The organism is Zeaxanthinibacter enoshimensis (assembly GCF_004362865.1).
GTDB classification, from domain to species: domain Bacteria; phylum Bacteroidota; class Bacteroidia; order Flavobacteriales; family Flavobacteriaceae; genus Zeaxanthinibacter; species Zeaxanthinibacter enoshimensis.
The window spans coordinates 377,004-387,828 of sequence record NZ_SNYI01000001.1; the positions used below are offsets into that span (position 1 = coordinate 377,004).

The following is a 10,825-nucleotide window of genomic DNA, read 5'->3' on the forward strand; positions in this document are numbered from 1 at the left end:
AATGAAATTATTACACCTCGATACAAATCATCCCCTGATGATCAGCGAATTTGCAAAGATGGGCTATGAGAACCATGAGGACTATACAGGCAGTAAGGAGGAAATTGAATCCAGGATTCACCAGTACGACGGTATCATCATCCGCAGCCGGTTTACGATAGACCGTGACTTCCTGGATAAGGCTACAAACCTGAAATTCATCGGGCGGGTGGGAGCAGGACTGGAAAATATTGACACCGCTTATGCCACCTCCAGAGGAGTATTCCTCGCCGCCGCACCGGAAGGCAACAGGAATGCAGTAGGAGAACACAGCCTGGGAATGTTGTTGTCTTTATTTAACAAGCTGAATAAGGCCGATCGTGAAGTCCGCCAGGGTGTTTGGGACCGCGAAGGTAATCGCGGGCTGGAACTGGATGGAAAATGCGTGGGTATTATAGGCTATGGTAATATGGGAAAAGCATTTGCCAGGAAACTGAAAGGATTTGAGGTAGAGGTGCTTTGTTACGATATTAAACCGGGTGTGGGCGATGAGAATGCGAGGCAGGTAAGCCTGGATGAATTGCGACGCAAAGCCCAGGTCCTGAGCCTCCACGTACCACAGACCCCGGATACCGTCGGCATGGTTGATTCCCGGTTTATCAATGGCTTCCGTCATCCCTTCTGGATCATCAATACCGCCAGGGGTAAGTGTATAGTTACCAAAGACCTCGTCAATGCTCTTGAATCCGGAAAAATACTAGGTGCAGGGCTGGATGTCCTGGAATATGAAAAGGCTTCTTTTGAAAAATTATTCCAAGGCGATGAGATGCCCGAAGCATTCCGTTACCTGGTTGCTTCCGATAAAGTACTCCTGACCCCTCATGTGGGAGGTTGGACCGTGGAAAGTAAAGAAAAACTGGCCCAGACCATCGTGGATAAGGTGCATCGACATTTTCACAACCAAACGTAAATCTAACACCACCAATCCTATTGCTATAGCCGGAATGCTTTAGTGAAAATTTGGTATCTTGTTTAGACTTCCCCCTGTACCGGGACCCGGCAGGCGACCAAAACTAAATAACCAATGAAGATCAAGTCAATTATTATCAGGTACGGCGTGTATGGGCTGCTTACAGGAATTATTCTGTTCTTACTCGTGCTTGGACTGGGGAGCGGGCTGAGTTTCGGTGCCCAGGAAATGGTGGGTTATTCCGTGATCCTGATCTCCCTGGCTTTCATTTATCCGGGGGTTAAAAAATTCAGGGATGAAAAACAAGGTGGCCATATCGGGTACCGCAAGGCTACACTGGTCGGCCTGTTGATCGCCACCTTCAGCGGTATCGGAATTGCCATTGCCGATTTCATCTATCTCACACTTATCAACCCTGACTTCTTCACTGAGTACTCCTCCAACCTTCGAACCCAGGGCTATAAAGGAGAAATTCCGGATTACGGCAGCGGGTTTATGGCGGCTATCATGTTCCTGACTGTAATGGCAGCCGGGATAATTGTCGCTGTGGGAACGGCAATATTATTAAGAAAAAAAAGACCAAGATGACATCAGATGCTACAACGCCTGAAGCGTATATTGCGGAAATTCCTGAAGAACGTAAACCATATATGCACAAGCTTCGCGATACCATCCTGAAGAACCTGCCTGAAGGGTTCAGGGAAGAAATGAGTTACGGGATGATCGGGTACGTGGTACCTCATGAATTATACCCGCCGGGCTACCATGTAAATCCTCAATTACCATTACCGTTTCTCAGTATCGCCTCCCAGAAGAATAATCTCGCCCTTTACCATATGGGCATCTATGCCAACCCGGAATTACACGATTGGTGGGTGGCGGAGTATAAGAACAGGGTGCCTTCCAGATTGGATATGGGCAAAAGTTGTATCCGCTTTAAAAAACCGGAACAGATCCCATATGACCTTATAGGGGAATTGTGCTCCAAAGTAAGCGTAGAGGAATGGATATCTACCTATGAAAACCAAATAAAAAACTACAGGAAAAAATGAAAAACAGAGTTACTGGATTAGGGGGATTCTTTTTTAAATCAGAAGACCCGGATAAGATGAAATCATGGTATAAAGAACACCTGGGGCTACCTGTAGACAATTACGGCTGTTCGTTCTGGTGGAAGGATAAGGAGGGGAATGACTGTATGACTCAGTGGAGCCCGATGGACCAGGAAACCAAATATTTTGAGCCCAGTAAAAAACAATTCATGATGAACTTCAGGGTAGAGAACCTGGTTGAACTACTGGAAGTACTTAAAAAGGAGGGAGTCACTGTCGTGGGTGAGATCGAAGAATATGATTATGGGAAGTTCGGCTGGATCCTGGACCCTGAGGGGAATAAGCTGGAGTTGTGGGAACCTGTAGACAAAGCGTTTCTCTAATCGTTTTTTTTCCTACATTTAATTCATTATTAACCAACTAAACAAAAAACCATGTCTGAAGATAACCAGGATAAGGCTAAAAAAGCGGCTGAAGAAGCGAAGGCAGCTGCAGATGACGCTGCGAAAGACGCTAAAGAATCAGCAGAAAGTTTCAAGGAAGAAGCTAAGAAAACGGCGAATGAATTCTCCGAAGGTTTTAAAAGTGCTACCGGTGATAACAAGAAGATCGTAGCCGGGATTCTCGCAATTATCCTGGGAGGATTCGGTATTCATAAATTCATCCTGGGATACCAGAAAGAAGGGATCATCCTGTTAGTGATCACCCTGATAGGAATAGTGCTCTCTTGCGTGGTGGTCGGGGCATTTATTTGTATGGCAACGGGATTGGTGGGACTCATTGAAGGTATCATTTATCTTACTAAGTCCGATGAAGAATTCTATAATACGTACCAGGTGGGCAGAAAGCCCTGGTTCTGAGATACAGCCGGGCAATAATTTTAACCCGGCTTTTTTTTGATCAATTTATTATCGTAATATTGCAATATATAAATATGACATGGGTATTTCCAAAACACAGATCTTCTCACCCTCTCAGAACAGGCTCGCACGGCAGTTCAAAGCTCTTGCACATCCTGCGCGTATAGCCATACTGCAGTTCCTCAGCCGGCAGGAAGGCTGTATCTGCAATGATATTGTCGAAGAGATCGGGCTTGCCCAACCCACTATTTCCCAACACCTGAAAGAATTGAAGCAGGTGGGCCTGATTCAGGGAGAAGTGGAAGGAAAGAAGATATGTTACTGCATCAATGCCGAGGTATGGAAAAGCCTGCAGGACGAATTTCATTCATTTTTTGAGACCGGCGGAAACTCCTGCTGTTAATTAATCGAATATTATGAAAACTCAAGAATTCTTAGAACTGTTACGACAACACCCGGACAAGAGCCTGTTGTTCGAATATGCTCCCGGGAAACTGGTTGGTGCTAATTACCATATTACGGAGGTCAAGAATATTATAGTCGATTCTGTGGACTGCGGTACAGGGACTGACCGATGGAACGAGACGGTCATACAATTGTGGGAGAGTCCTTCCGAACTTGGGAAAACCGAATACCTTAGTGTATATAAAGCAAATGGTATCCTGAAGAAAGTAGACCGTTTACGCAAAATGGACCGGGAAGCAGTCCTGAAATTTGAATACGGAAACCAGGAATTCCACACCGCCCAATTGCATGTGAACTCTTTTGAGATCGGGGCTTCCGAATTAAGGATGCAGCTTGGGGTGACTTTGACAGACTGCAAAGCCAAAGAAAGCTGTGGCATCCCGGTGGAAAGCAACACCCCAGAGCAAGAGACCTGCGAACCCGGCAGCGGCTGCTGTTAAAATTATTGGCCATGGAACTACGTAGCATGAAAGCAGGAGACTGGGAAGAGGTGGCTGAAATATACGGGCAAGGCATAGCTACAGGGATCGCCACTTTTGAAACCGCGGTACCGGCTTATGAAACCTGGGATAAAAAACACCTTGCTTTCTGCAGAATAATCGCTGAAATTGATCAAGAGATCCAGGGATGGGCCGCCTTGTCCCCGGTATCCAGCCGCTGTGTTTATGAAGGGGTGGCCGAAGTAAGTGTCTATGTCCGCAATACAGCCAGGGGCAAGGGCATTGGTCGTAAGCTTTTGGCCGAATTGGTAAGGGCAAGTGAAGAGCACGGTATATGGACCTTACAATCCGGGATATTCCAACAGAACAAGGCCAGTATCCATGTGCATGAAGAGCTCGGTTTCCGCCTGGTCGGCAGAAGGGAAAAGGTGGCTAAACTAAAAGGAACCTGGTATGACAACCTGGTCTTTGAAAAACGAAGCACCAAGGTAGGCATTGATTAGGCTGAAAAGTATATCGCTCCACATGTCCGGAAAGCTCGGAATTGCATCAAGCATCGTTATTTTCTGATAGTTTCCTCTCCAGCTCTGCCTGGAATTCTTCCATCACGGGTTTTACCGTGCTTTCAGGAAGATCAGCAATCTTGATATACATCAACCCGTCTACTGCATTATTGAATAATGGATCTACGTTGAAGGCTACGACCTTAGCATTCTGCTTGATATATTTTTTGATCAGCACGGGTAACCTCAGCGCACCCGGCTCTACTTCCTCGATGATACGGTCAAATTTATTCAGGTCAGCCTCCGTTTCATCAAAGACAAATTCCTTATCGGCATCCTTAAGTTTGACCTTAAACTCTTTCTTAGGCCGAACATACTGTGCCACATAGGGATCCCAGTAATTAGATTTCATAAATTCTATCATCAGGGATTTGGAAAAATTGGAAAACTGGTTGCTGATGCTGACTCCCCCGATAAGGTATTTGTGGTTGGGAAAGCGTAAGGTAGTATGTACTATCCCTTTCCAGAGCAGGAACAAAGGCATGGGTTTTTGCTGGTACTCCTTTACAATATAAGCGCGCCCCATTTCAATGGATTGGGACATCATCTTATAGAGTTCCGGTTCAAAGCGGAACAAGTCTTGCAGGTAGAACCCATCTATCCCATATTTTTCAAAGATCTCTTCGCCAAGCCCCATCCGGTAAGCACCGACGATCTCCTGTGCGTCGTCATCCCAGAGGAAAAGATGGTAGTAAAAGGAGTCGAACCTGTCCAGGTCTACCGCGTTATTCGTCCCCTCCCCTATGGCCCTGAAGGTTACTTCGCGCTGTCTTCCGATCTCCTGGACGATAAATGGCATGTCTTTTTCCTGGGCAAAGAAAACCTCGTAATTCTTGCTTTGCAGCAGGCGGCAATCCTTTTCTCTGAGTTTCTCAATTTCCCCAAGGATCACTTCCTTGCGGATAGCCGAAGCAATTTTCCTTGGAGGTTTAGGGATCTTCAAGGTGGTGGGTACTTTATCGATCAGCCTTTCTTTCTCGTAGGCATTAGAGAGGATATATGTCTTTCTTCTCAGCAGGTCCGTAAATTCCTCGAGATTCTGCTGTTCCTGCTGTACTTTTACCGAGATCGGGTGCCCGATCCGCACCTTTATAGAGCGGCTGCGCTGGGAAGTTAACTCGGACGGCAGCTTAGCTGTTCGGAAGACATCATCGATCTTGGAGAGGTAATAGAACAGGCGGCTGTTCCGGGCATGAAAGTAAATGGGCACCACGGGCACCTCGGCTTTACGGATCAGCTTAATGGCCGATTCTTCCCACGGCCTGTCAACGATCAGTTTTCCATCCCTGTAAGTAGATACCTCCCCTGCAGGGAAGATACCCAGGGGGTGGCCGCCCCTCAGATGGGTAAGTGCACTTTTGAATCCCGCCACACTGCTTTTCGCCTCCTTATGACTCTCAAAAGGATTTACCGGCATGATATAAGGCGCCAGGGGCTCAACCCGGTGCAGTAAAAAATTGGCAATGATCTTATAATCTTCGCGGTTCTGCAATAATAATTTTAAAAGGAGAACCCCATCTATCCCTCCAAGGGGATGGTTACTGATGGTAATAAATGCCCCTTCTTTGGGTAGTCTCTTAAAATCTTCTTCCGGCACTTCAAACTTGATCTGGTAGTGCTCCAGGATGGCCTCGAGGAATTCAGGGCCGGGCAAGTGCTTGTGTTTGTCGTAGAAGCTGTTAATCGTAGAGATCCGGGTGACCTTCATCAATAACCAACCCATAAAGGTTCCGACGAATCCATACCGATCCAGGTTAATGGTTTTGGCTACTTCTTTGGCGGTGACTAGACCCATTGATTGCTGTTACTGTTTCATCAGTAAATATAGGAAAATCACTATAAGAGCTTTCCTAAGTATACTACAATTTGAGAATAGCTGCCTATTTTACCACTAATTGTATGGTTTCCTTCCCGCGCTGCTCCAACAGTACTTCTTTACCGTTCTGCAGGGATTCGATCGCTTCGGCATCAAAATGCCTTATGGTATAAAGAGAGACATCTTCATGACAGGTAATCTTGAATTTCCCCTGTAACTGCTCTAACAGCTCCGGCAGGCGCCCGAACTTATTATCTACACAGACCGAAAAACTGATCGCAGAATTCTGTATGAGGTCTACTTTCATTTTATGGTCATGCAGTAATTTGAACAGCTCACCAATACTGTCTTCTACTATAAATGAAAAATCCAGGGAAGAAAGGCGCATCAGCACCTGGTTCTTCTTTACTATGAAACAAGGTACTTCGGGCTCTATACCTTCACCTTTGCCTACCATGGTACCCGGGTCCCTGGGTTTCAGGAACGACTTTACATACAAAGGAATTTCTTTTCGCTGCAAAGGTTGCAAGGTTTTAGGGTGAATGACCGATGCGCCGTAGAACGCCAGCTCAATGGCCTCCCGGTAAGAAATCCGGTTCAACAGGCCGGCTTTCTCAAAGTAGCGGGGGTCTGCATTGAGCACCCCGGGAACGTCCTTCCAAATGGTGACCGAGGTGGCATTGAGACAAAAAGCGAGGATGGCCGCCGTATAATCAGAACCTTCCCTGCCCAGGGTGGTCGTGAAATTGTTATCATCGCTCCCCAGGAATCCCTGGGTAATGTAAAGTTTACCTTTTTCTATTCGCTCGCTCACACGTTGCTGGGTCTTTTCCCATTGCACGTTCACATCGCGGTAGTTAGAGTCTGTCTTAATATAATCGCGGACATCTATCCAGGTATTGGTGATGCCCGACTCATTAAGGAAGGCACTGACAATAGTGGAAGAGATCAATTCCCCGTAGCCGACAACCTGGTCGTACACGAAATTATATTTGGGCGACTTATTCCACATCAGAAAGCCCTGGACCTCGTCAAACAAAGCTTTTACCTGCTTGTAGATGGTATGATTCATCGCGGGGAAAAGATCCCGGATGATCTCCTGGTGATAATCATTCACCCCTGCCAGTTCAGCAGCTACCGAATCTTTATCGCGGAAATAGGCATCGACTACCTTTTCCATGGCATTGGTTGTTTTTCCCATGGCAGAAACCACCAGGAAGATGTTGTCATGACCCGTTGTTTCCAAAACTTTTAACAGGTTCCGAACTCCATCTGCATCTTTTACCGATGCCCCACCAAATTTAAATACCCTCATAATTTGTCCATGTAATTTTTAATCCCCTCTTCATCCAATTGCACCACATCCCAGTCTCGCATGACCCTGGCACCTTTGCTTTCATAGAAATCTATGGCCGGATCATTCCAATCCAGCACTTCCCAACTGATCCGCTTAACTCCTAACGAGGACCCATATTTTACTACGGCATTGAGCAATGCTGTCCCGGCACCACTGCCCCGCTCCTGTTCCGTAACGATGAGGTCTTCCAGGTGCAGAACGGTGCCCTTCCAGGTAGAGTAGCGGGGATAGACCAGGGCCATTCCAATGATCCCCGATTCACTTTCCGCTACAAAACAGTGGAATTTCGGGGAACTCCCGAATCCATCTTCCTGCATTTGCTGTACACTGACCTCTACTGCCTCCGGTTCTTTCTCATATTCAGCCAGTTCCTGTACCAACCTGAGGATGGCAGGAACGTCTGAACGTTTTGCTTCGCGTATGGTATAACTCATAATTGTTACAAACATAACACAAAGTTATATTCTGAAAAAAACTTAATCCGGCGAAAACGATGTAGTTTCACAAAATACCCGATATTTGTGCCCAAAATAAACAAGCCTGAATGGATAAGAAGAACAAAACCCTTGGTGAATTTATAATCGAACACCAGGCACAGTTCCAGTACTCCTCCGGAGAACTATCTAAACTTATAAACGCCATCCGACTGGCGGCAAAAGTGGTAAACCACGAAGTAAATAAAGCCGGACTAATAGACATCCTGGGAGCCGTAGGGGATACTAATATCCAGGGAGAAGAACAGCAGAAGTTAGATGTCCTGGCCAACAATAAGTTTATTCAGACCCTTAAAAACCGGGAGATCGTTTGCGGGATAGCTTCAGAAGAAGAAGACCATTTTATACAGGTCAACAGCAACAACCAACAGAACCAGAATAAGTACGTGGTGCTGATCGACCCGCTGGATGGCTCCTCGAACATCGACGTAAATGTATCTGTGGGAACCATTTTCTCTATTTATCGCCGTGTTACCCCTATCGGGAGCCCGGTGACCATGGAGGATTTCCTGCAACCCGGGGTCAACCAGGTTGCTGCCGGCTATATTATCTACGGGACTTCTACCATGCTGGTCTATACCACAGGTTACGGGGTGAACGGTTTTACCCTGAACCCGGCTATCGGAACCTTCTACCTTTCACATCCCGATATGCAATACCCGGAGACAGGTAATATCTATTCTATCAACGAAGGAAATTATTCCCATTTTCCGCAAGGGGTCAAGGATTATATCAAGTATTGCCAGAAAGAGGAAGATGACAGACCATATACTTCGAGGTATATAGGATCCCTGGTGTCCGATTTCCACAGGAATATGATCAAAGGGGGCATCTATATGTATCCGAAAAGCAGCGTGGCTTCTAACGGGAAACTGCGGTTGCTGTACGAATGCAATCCTATGGCGTTCCTGGCGGAGCAGGCAGGAGGTAAAGCCAGCGATGGATTCAAAAGAATACTGGAAATTCAGCCCACCGAGTTACACGAACGGGTTCCTTTTTTCTGCGGCAGCAGGAAAATGGTCGAAAAGGCAGAGGAATTCATGGCGCTGCATGCCCAATCAAAAGACAACTAGGAGTATAAAACCTTAACGGTTCATATACTTTATCTCCTTGGTGAAGGTTTCCAGGTCTACCCCGGCCTGCACCAGTTTCAGCGCTTTATCCACTACATAGCCAACGTTGGCAGGAGTAAATCCAAGTCCTACTCCAAAACGCTTGAGCATGGCGGTCTGCTTGTCCCCCAGGTGGTGATCCACGTATACCATCCTGGCCAGGTCATATAGCCTTTCCAAACGTTCGTCATAACTGTTAGGTGGATTTATCGGGTGGGACGCGTAATCTTTCAGGATCCGCTTATAATCATCTTCAGAAATATAGAGATTGGCTGCCAACCGGTCCAGGAACATTTTTTCCTGCCCGGAGATTATTCCGTCACTCATTGCCACCCTTACAATCGCCGCAAAATGATCCTGGTTGCGTCGTCTGAATCCACTGTCAAACAAATCTAAAAATCCCATATTCGCTGTATTTTAACGAGGTAAATATAAATTTTTTACCAGTCTTGCCCGCCGAATTCATTGAATAAATTAGTAGGTGAAAGACGAAATAGATCTGTCCCCTTTACCTCTTGTTCAATTTTAAACTATAGGAACCAGAAGGCCGGGTGAAAATTTCTCAATGCAGAAGGTCTTTTATAAAACAACGGGCCAGGCACCCAGGCCCATGTCCCGGTTCTCCGGGCAATACATAATTATTGCTTATTTTCATGCTGCTATGAAAAGTCCCCTTTTGGAATTTACAGATACCGGTATTTATTGTGCCCAGGCCGATATATTCCTGGATCCCTGGAAACCCGTAAAGCGTGCCATCATCACCCATGGGCACGCCGATCACAGTCGCTATGGCCATGGTGAATATATCACCCACCATAAAAATGTCCCCATCATCCGCCATCGTCTCGGAGAAATTTCTGTAAACGGAGTAGAATGGGGTGAAACCTTCTCACGGAACGGGGTGCAGTTCAGCCTTCATCCTGCCGGGCATATCGTGGGGTCTTCCCAGGTAAGGGTCGAGTATAAAGGTGAGGTCTGGGTTTTTTCAGGGGATTATAAGACAGAGAATGACGGCCTTTCCACGCCTTATGAAAATGTACCCTGCCACACTTTTATAACCGAATGTACATTTGGACTTCCTGCCTTTAAATGGCTGCCCCAGGCAGAAGTTTTTCGCGATATCAATGAATGGTGGTCCCAAAATAAAGCCGAAGGGAAAACATCAGTCTTATTCGGGTACAGCCTGGGAAAAGCACAAAGACTGCTAAAGCACCTGGACACAGAGGTGGGAACGATCTACACGCATGGCGCCATCGAAAATATGAACCAGGTGATCAGGGAAATAACCCCTCTACCCCCTACAGTACGAATTACCCGGGAAACTAAAAAGGAGGAATTGGCCGGCAACCTGGTCTTAGCCCCGCCAAGTGCACATGGCAGCCCGTGGATCAGGAAAATGGTGCCGTATGTCTCTGCCACGGCAAGTGGATGGATGGCATTCAGGGGAGCCAGGAGACGCAGGGCCGTAGACAGGGGCTTTGTCCTCAGTGATCACTGTGACTGGCAGGGGTTACTGGCTAGCATTAAAGCCAGCGGGGCAGAAAAGGTCATCTGCACCCATGGGTATTCAGAGATCTTTGCCCGGTATCTTTGCGAACAAGGCTATGATGCACGTACGGCTGAGACTCAGTACGAAGGTGAATTAGCCGAAATGGGAAATAGCAGTACTGAAGAAGACAGGGAAAACCCTGCAGGGAACGATCAAAACTGATACGCT

14 protein-coding genes are annotated in these 10,825 nt (G+C 46.7%); 10 read left to right on the forward strand and 4 right to left on the reverse strand.

Features of this window, described 5'->3' with window-relative positions; all coding sequences use genetic code 11:
* Nucleotide 1 precedes the first annotated feature (1 nt).
* The 8 genes from CLV82_RS01670 (at nt 2) to CLV82_RS01705 (ending at nt 4,269) form a co-directional block, all read left to right on the forward strand.
* Entirely contained in the window at nt 2-949 is a 948-nt protein-coding gene (locus CLV82_RS01670; RefSeq protein WP_133642564.1) for a 2-hydroxyacid dehydrogenase, read from the forward strand.
* A 114-nt stretch (nt 950-1,063) separates the two neighbouring features.
* Nucleotides 1,064-1,537, forward strand: a complete 474-nt coding sequence (locus CLV82_RS01675; protein ID WP_133642565.1) for a DUF4199 domain-containing protein — start codon at nt 1,064-1,066, stop codon at nt 1,535-1,537.
* Complete coding sequence (locus CLV82_RS01680; protein ID WP_133642566.1) at nt 1,534-2,001, forward strand: DUF1801 domain-containing protein; 468 nt, start codon at nt 1,534-1,536, stop codon at nt 1,999-2,001. Before CLV82_RS01675 ends, CLV82_RS01680 begins: the two co-directional genes overlap by 4 nt.
* The gene (locus CLV82_RS01685; RefSeq protein ID WP_133642567.1) at nt 1,998-2,384 is read left to right on the forward strand and encodes a VOC family protein; all 387 of its coding nucleotides are present in this window, start codon (nt 1,998-2,000) and stop codon (nt 2,382-2,384) included. Before CLV82_RS01680 ends, CLV82_RS01685 begins: the two co-directional genes overlap by 4 nt.
* 51 nt (nt 2,385-2,435) lie before the next feature.
* Nucleotides 2,436-2,861 (forward strand): TM2 domain-containing protein, encoded by a 426-nt coding sequence (locus tag CLV82_RS01690; RefSeq protein ID WP_133642568.1) that lies wholly within the window; start codon nt 2,436-2,438, stop codon nt 2,859-2,861.
* A gap of 79 nt (nt 2,862-2,940) precedes the next feature.
* Entirely contained in the window at nt 2,941-3,264 is a 324-nt protein-coding gene (locus CLV82_RS01695; RefSeq protein WP_133642569.1) for an ArsR/SmtB family transcription factor, read from the forward strand.
* A 13-nt stretch (nt 3,265-3,277) separates the two neighbouring features.
* A complete protein-coding gene (locus tag CLV82_RS01700) occupies nt 3,278-3,766 on the forward strand; it encodes a DUF6428 family protein (protein ID WP_133642570.1) in 489 nt (162 codons plus the stop codon).
* 11 nt (nt 3,767-3,777) lie between these two features.
* Entirely contained in the window at nt 3,778-4,269 is a 492-nt protein-coding gene (locus CLV82_RS01705) for a GNAT family N-acetyltransferase (RefSeq protein ID WP_133642571.1), read from the forward strand.
* 46 nt (nt 4,270-4,315) lie between these two features.
* On the opposite strand, the gene CLV82_RS01710 is transcribed toward CLV82_RS01705, so the two are convergent.
* The 3 genes from CLV82_RS01710 to CLV82_RS01720 all read right to left on the reverse strand — a co-directional run bounded on the left by CLV82_RS01710 (nt 4,316) and on the right by CLV82_RS01720 (nt 7,936).
* Entirely contained in the window at nt 4,316-6,124 is a 1,809-nt protein-coding gene (locus tag CLV82_RS01710; RefSeq protein WP_133642572.1) for a GNAT family N-acyltransferase, read from the reverse strand.
* An 85-nt stretch (nt 6,125-6,209) separates the two neighbouring features.
* Nucleotides 6,210-7,460: an aspartate kinase gene (locus tag CLV82_RS01715; protein ID WP_133642573.1), complete on the reverse strand. Its 1,251-nt coding sequence runs from the start codon at nt 7,458-7,460 to the stop codon at nt 6,210-6,212.
* Nucleotides 7,457-7,936 carry a GNAT family N-acetyltransferase gene (locus tag CLV82_RS01720; protein WP_133643430.1) on the reverse strand — a complete coding sequence of 160 codons (480 nt, stop codon included), beginning with the start codon at nt 7,934-7,936 and terminating at the stop codon, nt 7,457-7,459. The genes CLV82_RS01715 and CLV82_RS01720 overlap by 4 nt, the downstream gene beginning before the upstream one ends.
* Before the next feature lie 110 nt (nt 7,937-8,046).
* Here CLV82_RS01720 and fbp point away from each other — a divergent pair, with 110 nt between their 5' ends.
* The gene (gene fbp / locus CLV82_RS01725; RefSeq protein ID WP_133642574.1) at nt 8,047-9,069 is read left to right on the forward strand and encodes a class 1 fructose-bisphosphatase; all 1,023 of its coding nucleotides are present in this window, start codon (nt 8,047-8,049) and stop codon (nt 9,067-9,069) included.
* Nucleotides 9,070-9,081: 12 nt separating this feature from the next.
* On the opposite strand, the gene CLV82_RS01730 is transcribed toward fbp, so the two are convergent.
* Nucleotides 9,082-9,513, reverse strand: a complete 432-nt coding sequence (locus CLV82_RS01730) for a tellurite resistance TerB family protein (protein WP_133642575.1) — start codon at nt 9,511-9,513, stop codon at nt 9,082-9,084.
* 256 nt (nt 9,514-9,769) lie between these two features.
* Here CLV82_RS01730 and CLV82_RS01735 point away from each other — a divergent pair, with 256 nt between their 5' ends.
* Nucleotides 9,770-10,819 (forward strand): ligase-associated DNA damage response exonuclease, encoded by a 1,050-nt coding sequence (locus tag CLV82_RS01735; RefSeq protein ID WP_133643431.1) that lies wholly within the window; start codon nt 9,770-9,772, stop codon nt 10,817-10,819.
* Nucleotides 10,820-10,825: the final 6 nt, after the last annotated feature.

Coding starts and splice junctions, on each gene's coding strand:
- CLV82_RS01670 (WP_133642564.1), top strand. CDS start 2: ATGAAATTATTACACCTCGATACAAATCATCCCCTGATGATCAGCGAA.
- CLV82_RS01675 (WP_133642565.1), top strand. CDS start 1,064: ATGAAGATCAAGTCAATTATTATCAGGTACGGCGTGTATGGGCTGCTT.
- CLV82_RS01680 (WP_133642566.1), top strand. CDS start 1,534: ATGACATCAGATGCTACAACGCCTGAAGCGTATATTGCGGAAATTCCT.
- CLV82_RS01685 (WP_133642567.1), top strand. CDS start 1,998: ATGAAAAACAGAGTTACTGGATTAGGGGGATTCTTTTTTAAATCAGAA.
- CLV82_RS01690 (WP_133642568.1), top strand. CDS start 2,436: ATGTCTGAAGATAACCAGGATAAGGCTAAAAAAGCGGCTGAAGAAGCG.
- CLV82_RS01695 (WP_133642569.1), top strand. CDS start 2,941: ATGGGTATTTCCAAAACACAGATCTTCTCACCCTCTCAGAACAGGCTC.
- CLV82_RS01700 (WP_133642570.1), top strand. CDS start 3,278: ATGAAAACTCAAGAATTCTTAGAACTGTTACGACAACACCCGGACAAG.
- CLV82_RS01705 (WP_133642571.1), top strand. CDS start 3,778: ATGGAACTACGTAGCATGAAAGCAGGAGACTGGGAAGAGGTGGCTGAA.
- CLV82_RS01710 (WP_133642572.1), bottom strand. CDS start 6,124: ATGGGTCTAGTCACCGCCAAAGAAGTAGCCAAAACCATTAACCTGGAT.
- CLV82_RS01715 (WP_133642573.1), bottom strand. CDS start 7,460: ATGAGGGTATTTAAATTTGGTGGGGCATCGGTAAAAGATGCAGATGGA.
- CLV82_RS01720 (WP_133643430.1), bottom strand. CDS start 7,936: ATGAGTTATACCATACGCGAAGCAAAACGTTCAGACGTTCCTGCCATC.
- fbp (WP_133642574.1), top strand. CDS start 8,047: ATGGATAAGAAGAACAAAACCCTTGGTGAATTTATAATCGAACACCAG.
- CLV82_RS01730 (WP_133642575.1), bottom strand. CDS start 9,513: ATGGGATTTTTAGATTTGTTTGACAGTGGATTCAGACGACGCAACCAG.
- CLV82_RS01735 (WP_133643431.1), top strand. CDS start 9,770: ATGAAAAGTCCCCTTTTGGAATTTACAGATACCGGTATTTATTGTGCC.